This window comes from Pseudomonas sp. ICMP22404, from assembly GCF_006227205.1.
Lineage (GTDB): Bacteria > Pseudomonadota > Gammaproteobacteria > Pseudomonadales > Pseudomonadaceae > Aquipseudomonas.
In genome coordinates this window covers 109,281-129,690 of sequence record NZ_VCNG01000015.1, presented here as the reverse complement: position 1 = coordinate 129,690, position 20,410 = coordinate 109,281, and the positions used below count along the sequence as shown (strand labels likewise).

The window sequence follows — 20,410 nt, the reverse complement described above, 5'->3', positions numbered from 1 at the left end:
TGAAACGCCGAACTGCCTCCATGCCCGGTTGAGGCTGCGATTGTACTCAATCCCTTCGCAGGAAGTATCAAAAAGCCATCAATCTGGGAATGTTTACGACGAAAGACACTTCGCCGTGCATGGAGATTACTGTTGGGTGTGCCGCCGCTTCGCGCGGCTGTTCGCGATGACGTAGTAGCCCGCGACGATACTGGATCCGATCCGGTTCCGCTAAGCTTGCAGACGACTTCAAGGAGAACGTAGCCATGACTCGCGCCACAACTACTGCATTGCTGGTGATAGACGTACAGAACGATTTCATCCCGGGTGGCCAGTTGGCCGTGCCAGGGGGCGATGAGATCGTGCCACTGATCAACCGTCTGGGCCGGTCATTCACGCGGGTCATCCTAGCACAGGACTGGCACCCGGCCGGACACGCTTCGTTTGCGTCCAGCCACCCTGGCAAGCAACCGTTCGACACCATCCCGTTGCCCTACGGCGAACAAACCCTGTGGCCCGACCACTGCATACAAGGCAGCCAAGGCGCGGCGTTGCACCCGGCACTGGACCTGCCCCATGCCCAACTGATCATCCGCAAGGGCTGCAACCCGGACATCGACAGTTATTCGGCGTTCATGGAGGCCGACCGCCAGACACCCACCGGGTTGGCGGGTTACCTCAAGGAGCGCGGCGTCGACACCGTCTATGTGGTGGGGCTGGCCCTGGATTTCTGCGTGATGTTCACCGCCCTGGATGCGCGGATCGCGGGGTTCAATGCCGTCGTGGTACTCGACGCTTGCCGGGGCATCGATATCGAGGGTTCGATAGACGCGGCGCTCCGACGGATGCAACAAGCGGGTGTGCAATTGATTCAGTCCACCGACATGACGAACTAACCTGTGCCCCTCCTCGCTCGCACCCACCCACGCCTTTCCGGCGCAACGGCCCTTGGCCTGATCGCGGGACTCCTGGTTCCCGCGGATTCAGTCATCGGCAAAATCCTCATCGGCTGGAATGTCGGAGTCTGGACGTACCTGGCACTGATGGTCTGGCTGACCGTGCGCGCCAAGGCGCCCGACGTCAGGCGCATCGCCGAGATCGAAGACGAAAATGCCGGGCTGGTCCTGCTGGTGGTCTGCATCGCGGCGCTGGCCAGCCTGGCGACCATCACCTTCGAGCTGGCCGGCAGCCGCGACCTGCAAACCGCAGGCAAGCTGCTGCATTACGGTTTCACCGCGCTCACGGTGATCGGTTCATGGCTGCTGATCGGGGTGATCTTCAGCGTTCATTACGCGCGTTTGTATTACACCTGGGACGGTAAGGAGCCGGCCCTGCGGTTTGCCGAAGGGCTGACCACGCCCAATTACTGGGACTTCCTGTATTTCTCGTTCACCATCGGCGTGGCCGTCCAGACCTCGGACGTGGGCGTTGCCACCCGGCAGTTACGCAAGATCGTGCTGGCGCAGTCGTTGATCGGGTTTGTGTTCAACACGGCGATTCTCGGGTTCTCGATCAATATTGCGGCGGGGTTGTTTGGGTGATGAAGGGGGGGCCGCTTTGCGGCCCAGCGGGGCGGTGCGACGTTTCGCTAAATCCCCTCGCCACAGTAAATCCTCGCCACAGGAAACTGCAGGTTATGGCTGGGGCGTTGGCAGCCACAACCTGAAGCGTGCGCCGCCCAGCGGTGAGACGTCAGCCGTCAAGGTGCCCCCCTGGGCTTCCAGGGCGCGGCGACTGATGGCCAGGCCCAGGCCGAAACCGCCCGTGGCGCGGTCGCGGCTGCGGTCCAGGCGGTAGAACGGCTCGAACACCCGCTCGCGCTCGCCGTCGGGAATGCCGATGCCGTCGTCGTCGACCCAGATCTCGCAGCCCTCGTCGCCCACTCGCACACCGACCTGGATCCGCTTCTCGCAATAACGCATGGCATTGCGCAACAGGTTCTGCAGTGCCCGGGCCGTCAGCCGCGGGTCCAGCACAAAACGCTCCAACGTCCCATGCAAGAGCACGTCGATCACCACGTCCGGCGCAGCCAGGTCCTCGTCGACGCTGCCCAGGATGCTGTCGATGAACTCGTCCAGCGGCACTTCGACCTGCTCCGGCAGGCGCTCGGGATTCTGCAACCGACTGTAGGAGAGCAATTCCAGTACCAGCTCGTCCAGTTCACGAATGTGCGCCACCAACCCTTGCAGGCGCTCGCGGCTGGCCGGTGGCAAGTCATCGGACAGCGCCAGGGCCAGACCGAAGTCGAGCCGGGTCAAGGGGGTACGCAATTCATGGGAGACCGCATTGAGCAAGTCCCGCTGCTGGTTGAGCAGGTTCTCGATGTCACTGGCCATGGTGTCGAACACATGGGCCAGGCTACCGATGTTCGAGCTGGAGGCGATGTGCGTGCGCTCGCTCAAATGGCCCTTGCCGAAGCGTTCGGCGGTGCTCCTGAGGCGCTCCAGGTCGCGCCAGTGCGGCCGCAGCCACAGCAACAGGCACGCCAGCATCGTCGCGCCGATCAACACGTTGATGCTCCAGTACAACCAATTGACGTCGGTCGGGTCAGGAGGAACGATCATCTTGACCACCGTGCGCTCGTCCAGAGGCGCCACCGCCAGGGTGCGCCAGGCCCAGTCACCCAGGCGCACCACGTTCTCGCCACGCTTGAGACGCGCCTGCTCATCCGCGCTGAAATCCGCGTCATCAATGGCAGCCAACTCGATGCGCAGCGGTTCGAATTCCTTGTCCATCTGCGCCGCCAGCGCCGGCCATTGCTCACTCGGCACGGCATGGAACTGCTTGCTCATCAGGGTTTGCAGGCCACGGGAGTAGTCGAGGTTGTAGCTCATGAACCGCTCATGGAACAGGCGGATCACCAGTTCCGGCATCAGGTAGATCGCCGCGCTGTAGGACACGATGGTGACCAGGTAAAGGCGGATCAACAGCTTCCACATCGACTCAGCACTCCCACTCGGAGCGGCTGAACAGATACCCCTTGCCCCACACCGTCTTGATCTTGCGCGCTTCGCCGGCGTTGTCGTCGAACTTGCGCCGCAGCTTGGAAATCGCCACGTCCACCGAGCGGTCGGTGCCGTTGAACTCGATGCCGCGCAAGCGTTGCAGGATCTGGTCGCGGCTCAACACTTCGCCGGAATGACGGGCCAGCACCACCAGCAGGTTGTACTCGCCACTAGACAACTCCACCGCTTGCCCGCGCCAGGTCACGGTACGTTCGGATAAATCGATGCAGAGGTTGCCCATGAGGATGCGGTCGTTGGCCGTCTGCGGCTCGCTGAGGCTGCTGCGCCGCAGCAAGGTGCGCACCCGCGCCAGCAACACCCGCGGCTCGCACGGCTTGGTGACGTAGTCGTCGGCGCCCATCTCCAGGCCCAGCACCTGGTCGTGACTGTCGTCCCGGGCGGTCAGCATCAGGATCGGCAGGGTCGCCGAATCGGCCCGCAGCAAACGGCACACCTGCAAGCCGTCCAGCCCCGGCAGCATCAGGTCGAGGATCACCAGGTCCGGCGGATCGACCCGCGCCCGTTCGCGCACATGATCGCCCCGGCTGAGCACGCTGACCTGATAGCCGTTGCGTTCCAGGTAACTGGCGATCAGTTCGCTGAGGGCGGTGTCGTCTTCCACCAGGAGGATGTTGGGCATGGGGAGTTCCAGAAAGTGCTGTGGCGCCTGGCAGGGCACCATCGCGAGCAGGCTCGCTCCCACAGGGTTTTGCGTGAACCTTGTGGGAGCGAGCCTGCTCGCGATGAGGCCCTGCCAGGCGCAGAAAATCTCAAGCTGCCAAGGATATACGTCCTCACCCGCTCGCGAGCAAACCCCTTACACAATTTCACACACCCCCTACAAACCTTTACCGCTGTCCCCCACCGCTCTCCGTAGCATGGCGATGTTCATCATTGGGGAAGCACCATGCCAAAGAACTCTTTCGCCACCCTGGGCCTGTTGCTCGGGGTACTGTCGTTGAGCGCCTGCGACAAGGCCTCGCCACCCACGGACGAGGCACCGCGCCCCACCGTTGCCATCGAAACCGTCGAAGCCCGGCCGCTGTCCATCAGCAGCGAATTGAGCGGGCGTATCGCCGCGCCGCGCATCGCCGAAGTCCGCGCACGGGTGCCCGGTGTGGTGTTGCAACGGGTCTACCGCGAAGGCAGCGATGTGAAAAAGGGCGACGTGCTGTTCCGCATCGACCCAGCGCCGTTCAAGGCCGACCTGGACAGCGCCGAGGCGGCGTTGCGCAAGGCCGAGGCCAACGCGTTCCAGGCGCGCTTGCAGGAGCAGCGCTACGCCCGGTTGATCGAGGACAACGCCATCAGCGCCCAGGACTACGACAACGCCCGCGCCGCCGCACGCCAGACCGCCGCCGATGTCGCCGCCAACAAGGCCGCCGTCGAGCGGGCCCGGTTGAACCTGGGTTATGCCACGGTCACCGCGCCGATTACCGGACGCATCGGCCGGGCACTGGTGACCGAGGGCGCGCTGGTGGGGCAGAACGAAACCACGCCGCTGGCCCTCATCCAGCAATTGAACCCGATCCACGCCGACCTCACCCAATCGACCCGCGAACTCAACGAGCTGCGCCGGGCCTTGCGTGCCGGCCAGTTGCAGCAGGTCGGCCAGGACCAGGCCAAGGCCACGCTGATCCAGGACGACGGCAGCCTCTACCCGCTACCGGGCAAGCTGTTGTTCACCGACATCAGCGTCGACCCGGGCACCGGCCAGATCACCCTGCGCAGCGAGTTCCCCAACCCCGATCTCGACCTGCTGCCCGGCAGCTTCGTGCGCGTGCGCCTGGAGCAGGCCTTCGACCGTCAAGGCATCAGCGTGCCACAACGGGCCATCCAGCGTGACAGTGCCGGCGTCGCCCAGGTGTTGCTGGTCGACGCCGAGCAGCAAGTCAGCCTGCAACCGGTGGAACTGGGCGGCGTACAGGACAACCGCTGGATCGTCACCCACGGCCTGAAGCCGGGCGACCGCATCGTCGTCGAAGGCCTGCAACATGCCCGCCCCGGTGAAAAAGTCCAGATCGACAACTCCCCTCTCCCACTCGCCCAGGCACTTGGTCAGTAAGCAGGACGTTTCCCATGCCGCAGTTCTTTATCGACCGTCCGGTGTTTGCCTGGGTGGTCGCGTTGTTCATCCTGCTGGCCGGTGTGCTGGCGATCCCGCAATTGCCGGTGGCCCAGTACCCGGACGTCGCGCCACCACAAATCGAGATCTACGCGGTGTACCCCGGTGCCTCGGCGCAAACCGTGGACCAGAGTGTCGTCAGCCTGATCGAGGAAGAGCTCAATGGCGCCGACAACCTGCTGTACTTCGGTTCCCAGAGCAGCCTGGGCAGCGCCACTATCACCGCGACGTTCAAGCCCGGCACCAACCCGGAACTGGCCCAGGTCGACGTGCAGAACCGCCTCAAGGCGGTGGAGTCGCGCCTGCCCCAGGCGGTCACCCAGCAAGGCTTGCAGGTGGACAAAGTCTCGGCCGGTTTCCTGCTGCTGATCACCCTCACGTCCAACGACGGCAAGCTCGACGACGTCGCCCTCAGCGACTACCTGGCGCGCAACGTGATGAACGAGATCAAGCGCCTGGACGGCGTCGGCAAGGCGCAGTTGTACGGCGCCGAACGGGCGATGCGGATCTGGATCGACCCACAGAAACTGCTCGGCTTCAACCTGACTCCGGCCGACGTCAACGCCGCCGTCCTGGCGCAGAATGCCCAGGTTTCAGCGGGCAGCATTGGCGACTTGCCGAGCCGCGGCACCCAGGAAATCACCGCGACCATCCTGGTCAAGGGCCAGTTGTCGACGCCGGAAGAGTTCGCCGACATCGTGCTCAAGGCCAACCCCGACGGTTCCACCGTGCGCATCGGCGATGTGGCGCGGGTGGAGGTCGGCAGCCAGGAGTATCAGTTTTCCACCCGCCTCAACGGCAAGCCCTCCACGGCCGTCGGCGTGCAGCTGTCGCCGGGGGCCAATGCCTTGAGCACGGCGACCCTGGTGCGGGCGAAAATGGACGAACTGGCGCGCTACTTCCCGGCCGGCGTGGAGTACAAGATTCCCTACGACACCTCGCCGTTCGTCAAGGTCTCCATCACCAAGGTGATCTACACCCTCGGTGAAGCCATGCTGCTGGTGTTCGCCGTGATGTTCCTGTTCCTGCAGAACATCCGCTACACCCTGATCCCGACCCTGGTGGTGCCGGTGGCGCTGATGGGCACGTTCGCCACCATGCTGGCCCTGGGCTTATCCATCAACGTGCTGACCATGTTCGGCATGGTGCTGGCCATCGGCATCCTGGTGGACGACGCCATCGTCGTGGTGGAGAACGTCGAACGGATCATGGCCAGCGAAGGGCTGTCGCCCAAGGACGCGACGCGCAAGGCGATGCGCCAGATCACCGGGGCCATCATCGGCATCACCCTGGTGCTGGTGGCGGTGTTCATTCCTATGGCGTTCATGCCGGGCTCGGTGGGTGTGATCTATCGACAGTTCTCGCTGTCCATGGCCACGTCGATCCTGTTCTCGGCGTTCCTGGCCCTGAGCCTGACGCCCGCACTGTGCACCACCTTGCTCAAGCCTATCGGCCAGGGGGAGCATCACGCCAAGGGCGGCTTCTTTGGCTGGTTCAATCGCCGCTTCGATCAACTGGGCGAGCGCTATCAAGGCTGGGTCGCCTATGCCCTCAAACGTACCGGACGCTACCTGGTGATCTACGGTTTGCTGCTGGTGGGCATGGGTCTGCTGTTCAGTCGCCTGCCCTCCTCGTTCCTGCCGGTGGAAGACCAGGGCTACACCATCACCGACATCCAACTGCCGCCCGGCGCGAGCAAGAACCGCACGGTGCAAGTGGTTGAGCAGATCGAGGCACATAACGCCGGCGAGCCGGGTGTGGGTGACAGCACGGTGATCCTGGGCTTCAGTTTCTCCGGTAGCGGGCAGAACGCGGCGTTGGCATTCACCACCCTCAAGGACTGGTCGGACCGTGGCAGCGACGACTCGGCCAGTGCCATTGCCGAGCGTGCCAACCAGGCCTTCGGCGGGATCAAGGACGCCATGGCCTTCGCCGTGCTGCCACCCCCGGTAGATGGCCTGGGAACGTCCAGCGGCTTCGAGTTCCGCCTGCAGGATCGCGGCGGTCTCGGCCACGCGACGCTGATGCAGGCCCGCGACGCATTGCTCGCCGCCGCCGAAAAAAGCCCGGTGCTGATCAACGTGCGCGAAAGCGCCCTGGCCGAAGCGCCGCAAGTACAGCTGGAAGTCGACCGCAAGCAGGCCAATGCCCTGGGAGTATCTTTCGCCGATGTTGGCAATGTGCTGGCGACCGCTGTGGGTTCGAGCTACATCAATGACTTCCCCAACCAGGGGCGCATGCAGCGGGTGGTGGTCCAGGCCGAAGGCGACCAGCGCAGCCAGGTGGCCGATCTGCTGAAGATCCATGTGCGCAACGATGCCGGGAAAATGGTGCCGTTGTCGGCCTTCGTCCAGGCCAAGTGGACTCAGGGCCCGACGCAACTGACCCGCTACAACGGCTACCCGGCCATCAGCATTTCCGGCGAACCGGCACCGGGCTACAGCACCGGCCAGGCCATGGCGGAGATCGAACGGCTGGTGGCCCAGGGGCCGGCAGGCCTGGGCCAGGAATGGACCGGTCTGTCGTTGCAGGAACGCCTGTCCGGCACCCAGGCGCCAATCCTGCTGGGCCTTTCATTGCTGGTGGTGTTCCTGTGCCTGGCGGCGCTGTACGAGAGCTGGTCGATTCCCGCCTCGGTGCTGCTGGTAGTACCGCTGGGGGTACTCGGCGCGGTGCTGGCGGTGTCGTTGCGCGGTATGCCCAACGACGTGTTCTTCAAAGTCGGCCTGGTGACCATCATCGGCCTGTCGGCGAAGAACGCAATCCTGATCATCGAGTTCGCCAAGAGCCTGTACGACGAAGGCCACGACCTGGTCGACGCCACCCTCCAGGCCGCACGCCTGCGCCTGCGGCCGATCATCATGACCTCCCTGGCGTTCATCCTTGGTGTGGTGCCCCTGGCAATCGCCACCGGGGCCAGTTCGGCGAGCCAGCAGGCCATCGGGACCGGGGTGATTGGCGGGATGATCAGCGCGACGTTGGCGGTGGTGTTTGTGCCGGTGTTTTTTGTGGGGGTGATGAGGTTGGTGCGTGGTCGCCGGAAGGATCTTAACTGAATGGGTTTGACAAGGACGTCACACGGCATCAAGCACAGAAGCTGCGCTTTGTATAGTTGTAATGTCTGACAGTATACAGCGGAAGAATATGAGTCTTATATGAACTGTCCACGCATGCGACATCGTAGGATGCCGCTGGATCTTCCGTCGAACAGTATGGAGATTTTTACTCATGAGCAGCGCAGCCACAAACTTAGATAATGCCCCCCTTGAGACCGAGGTGGACTTCACTGCCAACCTTGAAGACAATTCGAATTTCAGCGCCGCCCTCACCACATTGAGGGCTTCTACCACCCCTGTGCGGGGTGATGTGTGGGTCGTGATCGCCACTGAATGGAGCAACGGCAAACCCAGGACATTCACGATCACCTATTCGAGAGATATCAAGGACGCTATCGGTGCGGAAATTACCGATATCGATCGACACGTCAATCTGATCTACAACAACTACGAAGATCCGGACAATCCAACCCTGCAGAAAGCGAGATCCGGAAGCATCACCTACACAATGGGATCATCACAACGCTTCACTGGATCATTCGAAGCGAACATTGACAAGGCCGATGGGAACGGCAGCTATTTGTGCAGAGGTCGCTTTGATACTGTACTCAGCTCGTAAATTAAATGGCCATAAAAAAAGCCCTGACTCTGAATCAGGGCTTTTGTTTTCTGATTAACCACTCATCAGATGGTCTGCTGTTGGCACCCTACCATTTGAATTGCACGCCGACGGTGCCCCCTATTGGCATTTCAATACCCTTACCATTCATGTATTCAACTTCGGCGTGAGCTTGCCAGCGCTGCGACAGGTTGACGGCAATACCTGCTCCCAATTCAGCGCGTGATCCGGAAAGATCGTTGTTGAACACGTTGTTGTTGACTTTGACTTCATTGTTCTTGGAAAACTCATGGGCGAATGCCGCACGAACATAAGGCTGTACCGTCGCGCCGTTGTCCAGTTGCATGTCGCGCCCCAGCGTCACACCGGCTTTACCCAAGAATGAATAAGTGCGGTCACCCTCTGCCTGCAAGCCGTTGTCCAGGTGATAATCCTTCCCCTGTATCGCCATGGCAGACCATTGGGTAAACGGCTCGATGAAGTAACCATCGTCAAGCTTGATATGGCGACCGACCTCCACCGAACCGCCGAGGCCATTGTTGTCATAGTCGCCCTTGGATCGACGCCCATCGCTCATACCGACCTTGGCTTCATTCCGAAACCGGTTCAGCTTGAGCACGCTATCGACGTAGTAGCCGCTGACATCGTCCATCCATGTCAGGTAGGTACCGATGTAGTAGCTTTTAATCGTGCCCGAAGTACCGTAATGCAGATCCAGGTCCGAAGTGCTATGACCGGCCATGACCCCCAGCAACCACTGTCCATCGCCTACCGGCAAAGGCGCGTCTGCACCCAGCGTGAAGCCCTGCTGGGCCTGGCGGTAGCCCGCGCCGTAGCTGTCGGATACGTTGTATTTGTTACCGTAAGCCCTGAGCCAGGCACCGGATTTCTGCGGATTGAAGCGCAACTCCCCCATTCGGCTGCGCAACGACGTGAGTTCGCCATACCACACCGTCGGCGCGGTATTGAACAACGCCATGACTGCGCGGGTGGAAGGGCTGACTGTGCGGGCCGTCGGATCCAGGAACCAATCGTTGCCGGTGTCGCTCTGCTTCAAGCCATAGGAGTATGCCCCCAGGTCGACCTCGCCACCGGCATTGGCAAGGGAGAACGACGCGTCCCCGCCTCCGGTATGGACCACCTGGATAGGCTGACCACTGGCCGGGTCGACGCCGCTACTGGCAACCATGAGTTGATGATTGCCAGTCGCTGTTCCCGTGACATTGAGAAAATCGGTCTGGTTGGTCGTAAAATCGGTGCCGATGAGGAACAGGCCATTGCCGGACAAGGTTCCCACGTTCAATTGATAGAACGCATTATCGGCGCCCATTCTCACCGTACCGCCATTGAGCGTGAGGTCACCGACCTGACTGTCGCCCGTCATGGTCCAACTCGATTGAGCGTCGATACCGGCCGTCGCGACATTGGTCATGACACCGGTCAAGTGCGAGCCTTGTTGCAGCGCCACCGTCGCGGTGCTGCCCGCCTCGGCCGTTATGTCACCGGTCAAAGAACCTTGGGTAAACGTCAATGCGGCGGTGCTGTTGTCGGAAACCAGGACATTACCCGTCAGGTCGCTGAGTCCGACATTCATGGCGGCGTCACCCGCCCCACGCACCTCCAGAATCGTCCCGTTGCTGCCGGTGAGCGTCGAACCATTGAGCACGTCGATCTGCGCAACTGGAGCAGATCCGCCGGCGTAATCCACAACGATGGCAGAACCGTTTCTGCCCTCGACACTCGACCGATCCAGCGTTAGCTGGCTGGCAGTGGATATGCCAGTCTCAAGCCCCATGACGACGCCATTTTGACCACCGATAATGCGTGTGCCGTTGCTGGCGGACGCTGAAGCACTGCGCAGCGAAAGCCCGAAGCTGGTGGCTCCCGTCCCCTCGACTGTCGAGTTCGAGAACCCCAGGGAACTGAAGGCTGTCGCGAGAGCACCGCCCGTGACGCCTGTAAAGCTGCTGTCCGTAGCCGTTACCGTCGAGCCGGTCGTCGTACCGACAACATGCAGGGCCGATAAACCCAGGCTATTTCCAGTGATGGTGCTGCCGTTGACGGTAGCACTGCTGTTCTGGAGCTCCAGCCCGGCAAACGAGTTGCCACCGACGACCGTGGTGTTTGACAGGTTTACGGTTGAATCCTGCCTGCCAATAATGCGTTCGGTAGTGGCGCCACTGGCATTTACCGTCGATTGTGTAGCAACGATATCGAGCGTTTGCGCACCATCGACATTCAATGTGGCGTTCTGCGAAAGCGCCCAGCTTTCCACGGCGTGACCGTTGGTAATGGTCTCGCTTTGGCCGACCAATGTCCCGGCTAGTGTTGGTTCAACCAGTAATAATGACAAAGACAGCGACGAACTGCTTAGCCATCTTGCTGTCCCCGGTCTCATTCCAACGTACTTTATTGATCGCATAACAGAACTACCCACAGTTGCCACTCCACAAAGAATGACGAAGTTGATTAACGAGCGACGAACCCTTCACCCAGACGGCGGGTAAACTACAGATATCTGTCACAGACTGATGTAGGAAAAGTCCGATCGTGCTGCGGGGTTTTTCCTCGTCTTACCAAGCGCCAATGTCGAGAAATCGAATCGTTCCCGACATTGGCGCAATGCCGACTACAGAGTTGGAGTTCCTTCGCAATAGTTATGACTGGTGTTAAGTAGAGAAACCTCATTAAAAAACTCTTGCGAAGGCGTGAGCACGCCTCCAATAGTCACCTCATACCATACCTTTATAAAGCCATTCGGCAGACCGGAACTATAAGGAGGCTGGATGGGTTTAATTTTTGTCAGATAAGGCTCGATATTTTTTTGGAACTCCCCTCCCGGCTCCGTACCCAAGATAGTGTAAGTATCGCTGTACTCTGTGCCAATAATAGGATCAAGCCCTAGCGAATCCCTTGTACCAACTGACTTCAAGGTAACGACAGTGCCGGCAGGCATATGAACCGGATCGATATCAATCTTCACCGGCAATGCCCAAGTATTCCTTATCAAGGAAGCACACGAAACATAACTTCCCGATCCAAATACGCTGATTCTAGGAGGGGGTAAATCAACCTTAACGGCATCGATCTGGACCTCGGTAGGCAGTGACCTCATTCGGTTACGGCCACCATTTTCCTCAATGGTCCAATGGGCAACTTTTCTACCCACCCCGACGCTGTCAATGAATGCAGCATCCATCTCATACGTTAATGTCGACACCGTCCCGGCCACGAGCGCTTCACTGTGAACTTCCTGTCCATCGAACCACAACTTGGCAAGTTCATCGCCAACTGGCACCCAGGTACTGGTCCCGTCAACCATTGGTGTGCTGATTGTCGCCGGTTTTCCCCGGTCGTCCGCAGTAATATGGTTGAGTGTGCCGGAACCATTGACTGCTACAACCGTAACTTTCACCATGTTCGGGTTTTCCAACCCTGGAAAAATCGGATTTATAGGGCCGCGGTAGGTAAAATCCAGGGCGGACTCCGTCGGATTGGAGGGAATCAGGCCCTCGACACCTCGTGAAAAGTTATATTCCGCAAAGACAGGCAAGTCCGCAGTAGAGTTCCCCCAAAGTGCAACCAACACATTTTTCTGAAGGAGAAACTGGAGCCTTTTGTTAGGCACCTCCGTACCTAACGGCTGCGGCGGCAAATTAAATGAGGTATTGCCATTGGCATTGCGAATCAGCGGAAGAATCTGATCGTTCTCCTGGCCGTTGATGGTGTAGGGCACCTCTACATAAACCGGGCTTTCCAAGTCGGCTAGGTCTATGACATCCGGCAATATCCCTTTTGGAATAACGGGATCTCGAAGTAGAGGTCGAGGACGCTTCTGGACATTGAAAGGACTCGCGAATGCGGGTTCACTTTCATTGCCCACCACGTCATGCAACACATACCAAATATAGTAGAGCCCATCCGGTTCTGGGATATCAGCCTTTGGCACGGACACCTCGCCTGACGGCGCCAACGTTTGCGTGTGGATCGGCGTCCCGATGCCATAATTGGACCCTGCATAGACGTCAATACGGTCGTCCTCACGATAGAAGGCATAGGTCGTATTGACGGTGAGTTCAAGTGCCGTATTGTTATCGAGCCACTCGTCATCAATGACTTCGCCGGTGCTCAAGTTTACGAATTCAGCCGCCTCTGGCTTTAGCCTCACGCCTGATGATTTGTCATGTTCAGGTGCATACCGGTCAATTTCAACGGGGACCCAAGGCAATGGATCTGGGTTAGTATTGCCTCCCCAGATAATATTAAATTGGTATTGGTAAGTACTTGAACCCTTAGTCGTGTCAGTATCCAGCAGCGGAACAGTTGGTATTGGAACATCAAGTAATACTGGGCGATTACCTATCGGACCGAAGGCTCGTTGATCCACTAATGTTTCTGACCCATCCGGTGCAAGCTGGTACAAACTCCATGCATCAAATTCATCAGGAGGTTGAATTTCAGCGGTTTTAAACTGCAGAATCATGGTACCCGAATCCAGTATCGATTTAGGTATCAAGTCGTCTACAATCTTACCGACAATGATTGGCGTCTCCACCAAGACACCGGAACGTGTCGTCGAGGTGCGCAACGCCAATCGAGAACGGTCGGCAATCTGCCGCAGCGTCAAGATCTCACCATTTACATTTACGCTTCTACTAGTCATCTCTCGTTTCTCCATGACATTAAATCGATCAAGTCATGCGAACCCAGATTGACCACACGCATCGACTCGACCACCTGATTTGAATTGGCGGATCTATCCAACCACACCGACGAACGCCTCAAGCACTTATCTTGCTTCGACCCGACTTACACACTCATCCTTACCCAAACTCCATTTCCCTCAAGCAAATCCCCCGCACGGCATTTCCTCCCCAGGAATGACGCGGTCAATTTTGACCAAGCCTTTATACGACTTGGCTATGGGAATACGATTTCGATAAATCGTATATTGAGCAATACCGGAATCGTTATTCACCATGGGCTTTACGTAAGGTACGAAAGGGATCTCCATGACAAAGCCATTGACCGCCTCGCTACTAGTTAGCGTTTTGCGAAACTCATAAACAGGCGTCAATGCCGGTGGACTACCATTCAAAGTGTCAAAACCCTGCCATTCAAGAACACATTCATCCTGCCCGCTGAAAATGGATTCCGGCGCTATTGCCACTCGGACCTTTTCCCAGATCGGCACGGGTGAAGTGCAGTTGAGGTAGCCCCATAGGTTGCTGTCCGGAAAGGTCGGTTCCGCCAACGTCGGCACAAGCACAGGTGTATGATCGATGGTCAGCCGGCGTACGGGTGAAGGATCCGTATTACCGTCGTGCTTAGTCAACAGATAATGAATATAAGCGATACCGTCCACACTCATGTCTTGAGGCGTTATCGGAAACGTAAACTCCGGCCTGTCATCAGCGGGCGTATATCTATTCCGATAAATTTCTCTGTCATTAGGCTGAACCCAAAATACGACAAGATCGGTATATTCCCCAGGTTGATCAGGAAAATCCGCCCAACGCGGTATTCTTCCGGTTGTGCCATTAATCAGTTGTTCCAGCGGTATCTTGCCCTCCGGATCCTGATCACTCACTCCGTCTATACGCAATGGCTGAGCGGTGATTTGCTCGTTAGGAGATGACATCACATATTCACTCCGGAGAAAGTGCTTTTGTGCACATGTTTTTCTAGAGAAACCCTCGATTCAATTAGGCACTGGACTTATCCGACTGCCTACTGTCATATCTGACAGGTCTGAATACCGTTTATCGGATTTGACGGAGCGATACGTGCGCAGACAGCCCGCGATCACCGGATGTTTTGAAACGAAAAAGGCATTGGAGCGGCTGTAAACAATAAGGATAGGCACTTGAATGTTGATTAGTCATAGCGGACGCTTTTTTACAACTTGGAGTTGTCCGCCATGGTTGAGAGCCAAGAGGTGAAAGCGTTTCAACCGCCCCTCAAGCACATCGAATCAGTTCTGCCGCACACAACGCAATCCGCCGGCACGCCTCCGTCAGCTTCACCCGGTCGACCACCAACCCAATGCGAATATGCCCCGCCGCACTCGGCCCAAACGCCTCCCCCGCCAGCACCGACACGCCATACCCATCCAACAGCCGCTCGGCAAATGCCTGGGCAACGAGCCCCGTCCGGCGCACATCCACCATCACGAACATGCCACCGTCGGGCCGAATGGGCGTGAGCCACGGGCAGTCATCCAGCATGGCGCACACCAGGTCGCGACGCTGGCGATACTCCTCACGCATCTGCGCCACCTCAGGCAGATCCTGCTCCAGCGCCACCTGGGCCGCCCGCTGCACGAACTCCGGCAAACCGAACAGCATGCACAACGACAGGTTCTCCAGGTGCTCGGCCAGGGGTTCGGGGCCAATGACCCAGCCGATGCGCCAACCGGTCATGGCGTGGGATTTGGACAGGCTGTTGATGGTCGCGGTGCGTTCGGCCATGCCCGGCAGGCTGGCCGGGCTGATGTGCTCGCCCTCGTACAACAGGTCGCTGTAGACCTCGTCACTGATCAGCCACAGGTCATGCTCGATGCACAGTTGCGCCAGCGCCTGCCAGGTGGGCAGTCGCAGGCTGGCCCCGGAGGGGTTGTTGGGGCTGTTGAGCAGCAGGGCCCGGGTCTGCGGGGTGATCAGGCGGGCCACATCGGCCGGTTCGACCCGGAACGCATTCTCCGGGCGTACCGCCACCGGTATCACTTTCGCCCCGCAGGCGCCGAACACCGCTTCGTAGGTGACGTACATAGGCTCGGCCACGATGACTTCGTCGCCGGGGTCGAGCAGACATTGCGCGACCGCATACACCGCACACTGCGCGCCCGGCAGCACCGTGATGTGCTCAGCCCCGACCGACTGGCCGCTACGCCGACGATGACGGTCCGCGATGCTGGCGCGCAGACCGTGGAGGCCACGGACGTCGCAATAGTGAGTGTCCCCGGCCCGCAGGCTGTCCACGGCGGCGTCGACGATGGCCCGCGGCGTGTCAAAATCCGGATCGCCCACCGACAGCAACAACACGTCCCTGCCCTGCTCACGCATGGCCAGTGCCCGGTCGTGGATCTGCCACGCGGCGGCACCCTCGCCGGTGATGCGTTGGGTCAAGGCTGAATAGCGCATGTACGGCTCCTGGTTTATGCGGTGTCCAGCCTCAACCCTATATCAAATCACAAACCGCGCCACCATCGCATTCAAGCCCACTGCCAGGCGCGACAGTTCGTGGGTCGCGTCGCTCGTCTGCTGCGCGCCCGAAGCCGATTGCGTCGCCAGGTCGCGGATGTTCACCAGGTTGCGGTCCACTTCACGGGACACCTGGGCCTGTTCTTCCGAAGCGCTGGCAATGACCAGGTTACGTTCGTTGATCTGGTGGATCGACTGGGTGATCTGTTCCAGGGCGACGCCGGCGGCGCGGGCCAGCTCCAGGGTGCTCTGGGTGCGCTGGTTGCTCTGCTGCATCGATTGCACCGCCTCGCCGGTGCCGTTCTGGATGCCGGCGACCATCCTTTCGATTTCCTGGGTCGACTGTGCGGTGCGATGGGCCAGGGCCCGGACTTCATCGGCCACCACGGCGAAACCGCGTCCGGCCTCGCCCGCACGGGCCGCTTCGATGGCGGCGTTGAGTGCCAGCAGGTTGGTCTGTTCGGCGATGGCACGGATCACGTCCAACACCTTGCCAATGTCGCGCCCCTGGACGGCCAGGCCCTCGACCATGGTGGCGGTGGCTTGCACGTCATGGGTCATGGTCTGGATCGCCTCGACGGTTTCCACCACCCGGCTGCGCCCCTCCTGTGCGGCCTGGGTCGACTGGTTTGACGCTTCGGAGGTCGACACGGCGTTGCGGGCAACCTCTTCCACGGCGGCGGTCATCTCATTGACGGCGGTCGCCGCCTGTTCGATTTCATTGTGCTGGCGTTGCAGGCCACGGGAGGATTCCTGGGTCACCGCACTCAATTCCTCGGCCGCCGCGCCCAATTGGGTGGCGGAACCGGCAATCTGCTCGATGGTCTTGCGCAGGCTGCTTTGCATGTCGGCCAGGGCCTGGAGCAAACGAGCAGGTTCATCCTTGCCGTCGACTTCAATGGCCTGGACCAGGTTACCGCCGGCGATGACCCGTGCCGCCTCCAACGCGCGGTTGAGCGGCGTGACGATGCTGCGAGTCAGGAGCACAGCGAGCAATACGGTGGCTAATGCGGCAATGACCGAGACGGCGATGATTCCGGTGATGGCGCCGCTGTAGTGTTCACCCGCGCTGGCCGAGGCCTTGCTGGCATTGGCCACATTCAGCGTGATCAGCCCGTTGAGCTGCTCGCCCATGAGGTCAGTGCCTTCCTTGATCCGAGTATTGATGTGCGCACGTAGCTCATCAAGCTTGTCCTGTCGCGACAGCTCGAGCATTTGCTCCTGATCCTTCAGGTATTTCTCAAGGGTCACGGAAAAGGTCTTGTACAGCCCGGCCTCTTCGGCGCCGGCCGGGAGCGCCGCGTAAGCGGCGTTAGCCTTGTTCAGCTTTTCCACCAGAACACCGATACGGGTCTCGGCTTCCTTCAAGCTGGCCGGGTCCCGGTTGACCAATATGCGAAACGAGAGAATGCGCATGCGCAGCACGCTCTCCATCACATTGGACAGGTGGCCGAGACTGGGTACCTCATTCTGCTCCATGTCCAGCGAGGCCTGGCGAACGTCGGACATACGATCGGCGGCGAAAACACCGAGGATAATGACCAGCAAGGCAATGAAGGCAAAGCCGAGAAAGGCTCGGGGGGCGATATTCAGGCTGCGTAACGACATGGGTGGACCTCGGTGTGATGGGGTCGAGCGTCCATGCCGGTCAGCGTATCGATTGCAGGAGCTATGAGAACGCTTGCCCCGTTATCGGCTGGACGTGAGCCTTCATTTAGGGCACCCATGAAATATATTTCATAATGTGTCAAAAAATCGTGGCAAGGGCGCGTGCTCCCTGCGCCACGGTTAGCCGGTCACCGGGCGGCGACCCGCCAGAGCCGGGCGATGTCCCGGGCTCGTTCGCGCAGCAAACGTGGTGCGTCGACGCAAGCCTCTTGCAGCGTCATCGGCCCGCTGACCAATGCGAAGGCGGCATCGATGCCATGCTCGTACAGCGCCTGGTAACCCTCCCCCAGCGTGCCGGCAATGACCAGCACCGGCACGCCATGACGGCGTGCAACGCGAGCCACGCCAAAGGGTGTCTTGCCCCGCAAGGTCTGGGCGTCGAAGCGGCCTTCTCCGGTAATCACCAGGTCGGCGTCCTCGATGGCATCGGCCAGGCCAGTCAGTTGGGCGACGACGTCCACGCCGGCCCGAAACTGCGCATCCAGAAATGCCTTGGCCGCGAATCCCAGCCCACCGGCGGCGCCGCTGCCCGGTTCGTCCCTGACGTCGCGGTTCAACACCTGGGCGCAGTGTCCGGCGAAGTGCGCCAGGGCCCGGTCCAGTTGCTGCACCTGCTGCGCGGAGGCGCCTTTCTGGGGACCGAAAATCGCTGAAGCACCGTGAGGCCCGCAGAGGGGATTGTCGACATCGGCGGCAATCTCGACACTCACCCCGGCCAGGCGCGGGTCCAGGCCACTCAGGTCGATGCGCGACAGCTTTGCCAGGGCCAGGCCGCCGGGCGGCAGGGGTTGCCCGTGCTCATCCAGCAGCGCCACGCCCAGTGCTTGCATGGCACCCGCACCGGCATCGTTGGTGGCGCTGCCGCCAATCGCCAGGATCACCCGCCCTGCCCCTTCATCCAGGGCCGCACGAATCAACTCGCCGGTGCCATAGGTGCTGCTGGTACAGGCATCGCGCTGCCCCGGCGGCACCAACTGCAAGCCACTGGCCTCGGCCATTTCGATGATCGCCGTGCGACTGTCGGCCAACCAGCCCCAACGCGCCTCGACCGCAGCGCCCAGGGGGCCACGGACGCGGGTATGACGCCATTCGCCGTTGCACGCGGCCAGCACCGACTCCACCGTCCCCTCGCCACCATCGGCCATCGGGCATTTGATCAACTGCGCATCCGGCCAGACCTCACCCAGCCCGACGGCGATGGCATCGGCTACGCCCTGGGCGCTGAGGCTGTCCTTGAACGAGTCGGGGGCAATGATTATTTTCATTCTGGTCTCCGGTTCCGATGCTCGACATGCTGCCAGCAGACCGCCGACGTCGCGCCGGTCTGCCGCACAAAAGACACGTGGGATTATTGTTCAGATTCACAAAAGCAGGTGCGTACACCGAAGATCCACTGTGGGAGCGAGCCTGCTCGCGATAGCGTCAGTTCAATCAACCTTGATGTGGACTGACACAGCGCTATCGCGAGCAGGCTCGCTCCCACAGGGTTATGTGGCGGGACTTTCGGTCTGTGGCAGCAGTTGGATGCCAAGGTACAACGCCAGCATCCCATCCAACCGCAGCGGGTCCACACCACTGAGCTCGGCGATGCGCTCCATGCGGTAACGCAGGCTGTTGCGATGGATGCCGAGGGCTTCGGCGCAGGCCTGGCTCTGGCCGTCGTGTTCACACCAACTGCGCAAGGTCGCAAGCAGTTGGCCGTTGCTGTCCTTGGCGATGACTTTGCGCAACGGCGTGAGCAACTCGTCCAGGGCGTCATCGTTGCGATGGCGCCAGAGCATCACCGGCAACCGATAGCGATTGAGCGTCAGCAACCTCGATTGCGGCAGCACATCACGCCCATAGGCCAGCAAGTCCCCCACCCGTCGGTAGCAACGCCGCAGACCCGCCAGTCCCTCGGCCTGGCCGCCCACCGCGACCCGCAGGATATTCCAGCCCAACCCGTCGAGCTTGCCCAGCAAGCGCTCGTTCTCCACCGAGGCGGTGACCGGTCGGCACCAGAGCAAGGAGGACTTGGACGAGGTCAGGCACCAACTGTCGGGGTAGCGGGACATCAGCCAGGCGCTCAGCGCCTCGACGGTCTGCCCCGGCCCATGTTCCAGCCCCAACTCGAACAGATACGGCACCCGTGACAATTGCGGCTTGAGGCCCATCTGCCGCGCCTCATCCAGCAACCTCGGCGAATCCCCCGCGTCCCCCAGCAACAACGCCAGCAAGTCATCGCAACGCTGGCGGCGCCACTGCTGTTCGGCCTGTTGGTTGCGCTGGCCCAGGAGCATTTCGGCGGTCATGCGCACCAGCTCGGCATAGGTGCGCAACGGCTCCGGCTCGCCGGTGATGCCCAGCACACCGATCAGCCGTTGATCGAGCATCAGCGGCAGGTTGATGCCCGGTTGCACGCCCTTGAGCCGCAGCGCCGTGTGCGCATCGATCTCCACCACCCGACCATTGGCCAGGACCAGTTGCGCGCCCTCATGACGGGTGTTGATCCGCTCGCGCTCGCCACTGCCCAGGATCAGGCCCTGGTTGTCCATGACATTGACGTTGTACGGCAGGATCGCCATCGCCCGGTCGACGATGTCCTGCGCCAGGTCGTGATCGAGTTCGAACATGGGCGGAGTTCCTTGCAAGGGGGATTGGTCAGGCGCACAGGGTCCGGGCGCAAACCCTGTGCCCAGGCACAAAGACACGGGGCCTTGGGCTGGCCGAGACTCAAGGGGCGGTCAACGTTACCCCTTGGCCCGCAAAAATCATAA

Annotated in this window: 13 protein-coding genes and 2 pseudogenes; 5 read left to right on the top strand and 10 right to left on the bottom strand. The window is 60.4% G+C overall.

Going from position 1 to position 20,410, the window contains the following annotated elements:
- Positions 1-245: 245 nt before the first annotated feature.
- Together pncA and FGE05_RS23430 are read left to right on the top strand one after the other, a co-directional pair.
- Entirely contained in the window at positions 246-875 is a 630-nt protein-coding gene (pncA, locus tag FGE05_RS23435) for a bifunctional nicotinamidase/pyrazinamidase (protein WP_139648688.1), read from the top strand.
- Positions 876-878: 3 nt separating this feature from the next.
- Positions 879-1,520: a DUF1345 domain-containing protein gene (locus FGE05_RS23430; protein WP_139648687.1), complete on the top strand. Its 642-nt coding sequence runs from the start codon at positions 879-881 to the stop codon at positions 1,518-1,520.
- 93 nt (positions 1,521-1,613) lie between these two features.
- On the opposite strand, the gene FGE05_RS23425 is transcribed toward FGE05_RS23430, so the two are convergent.
- Together FGE05_RS23425 and FGE05_RS23420 are read right to left on the bottom strand one after the other, a co-directional pair.
- On the bottom strand, positions 1,614-2,918 hold the full coding sequence (locus tag FGE05_RS23425; RefSeq protein WP_139648684.1) for an ATP-binding protein: 1,305 nt from the start codon (positions 2,916-2,918) through the stop codon (positions 1,614-1,616).
- 4 nt (positions 2,919-2,922) lie between these two features.
- On the bottom strand, positions 2,923-3,624 hold the full coding sequence (locus FGE05_RS23420) for a response regulator transcription factor (protein WP_024777367.1): 702 nt from the start codon (positions 3,622-3,624) through the stop codon (positions 2,923-2,925).
- A 267-nt stretch (positions 3,625-3,891) separates the two neighbouring features.
- Between FGE05_RS23420 and FGE05_RS23415 the strand changes: the two genes are divergently transcribed.
- The 3 genes from FGE05_RS23415 to FGE05_RS23405 all read left to right on the top strand — a co-directional run bounded on the left by FGE05_RS23415 (position 3,892) and on the right by FGE05_RS23405 (position 8,784).
- On the top strand, positions 3,892-5,049 hold the full coding sequence (locus FGE05_RS23415) for an efflux RND transporter periplasmic adaptor subunit (RefSeq protein ID WP_139648682.1): 1,158 nt from the start codon (positions 3,892-3,894) through the stop codon (positions 5,047-5,049).
- A 14-nt stretch (positions 5,050-5,063) separates the two neighbouring features.
- Entirely contained in the window at positions 5,064-8,165 is a 3,102-nt protein-coding gene (locus tag FGE05_RS23410; RefSeq protein WP_139648680.1) for an efflux RND transporter permease subunit, read from the top strand.
- 172 nt (positions 8,166-8,337) lie between these two features.
- Positions 8,338-8,784: a hypothetical protein gene (locus tag FGE05_RS23405; RefSeq protein WP_041022186.1), complete on the top strand. Its 447-nt coding sequence runs from the start codon at positions 8,338-8,340 to the stop codon at positions 8,782-8,784.
- Positions 8,785-8,872: 88 nt separating this feature from the next.
- On the opposite strand, the gene FGE05_RS23400 is transcribed toward FGE05_RS23405, so the two are convergent.
- The 8 genes and pseudogenes from FGE05_RS23400 to FGE05_RS23365 form a co-directional block, all read right to left on the bottom strand.
- Positions 8,873-11,206 (bottom strand): autotransporter outer membrane beta-barrel domain-containing protein, encoded by a 2,334-nt coding sequence (locus tag FGE05_RS23400; protein ID WP_041022187.1) that lies wholly within the window; start codon positions 11,204-11,206, stop codon positions 8,873-8,875.
- Between the two features lie 207 nt (positions 11,207-11,413).
- On the bottom strand, positions 11,414-13,447 hold the full coding sequence (locus tag FGE05_RS23395; RefSeq protein WP_139648675.1) for a hypothetical protein: 2,034 nt from the start codon (positions 13,445-13,447) through the stop codon (positions 11,414-11,416).
- Between the two features lie 180 nt (positions 13,448-13,627).
- The gene (locus tag FGE05_RS23390) at positions 13,628-14,425 is read right to left on the bottom strand and encodes a hypothetical protein (protein WP_041022189.1); all 798 of its coding nucleotides are present in this window, start codon (positions 14,423-14,425) and stop codon (positions 13,628-13,630) included.
- Between the two features lie 319 nt (positions 14,426-14,744).
- Positions 14,745-15,926, bottom strand: a complete 1,182-nt coding sequence (locus FGE05_RS23385) for a pyridoxal phosphate-dependent aminotransferase (protein ID WP_139648673.1) — start codon at positions 15,924-15,926, stop codon at positions 14,745-14,747.
- Positions 15,927-15,968: 42 nt separating this feature from the next.
- Positions 15,969-16,568: pseudogene (locus FGE05_RS30485) on the bottom strand (methyl-accepting chemotaxis protein); the annotation flags it as partial.
- A gap of 306 nt (positions 16,569-16,874) precedes the next feature.
- Positions 16,875-17,594: pseudogene (locus FGE05_RS30480) on the bottom strand (MCP four helix bundle domain-containing protein); the annotation flags it as partial.
- Positions 17,595-17,782: 188 nt separating this feature from the next.
- Positions 17,783-18,919, bottom strand: a complete 1,137-nt coding sequence (locus FGE05_RS23375) for a glycerate kinase (RefSeq protein ID WP_139648669.1) — start codon at positions 18,917-18,919, stop codon at positions 17,783-17,785.
- A gap of 222 nt (positions 18,920-19,141) precedes the next feature.
- Positions 19,142-20,266 (bottom strand): sugar diacid recognition domain-containing protein, encoded by a 1,125-nt coding sequence (locus FGE05_RS23365; protein ID WP_139648666.1) that lies wholly within the window; start codon positions 20,264-20,266, stop codon positions 19,142-19,144.
- Between the last annotated feature and the right edge of the window lie 144 nt (positions 20,267-20,410).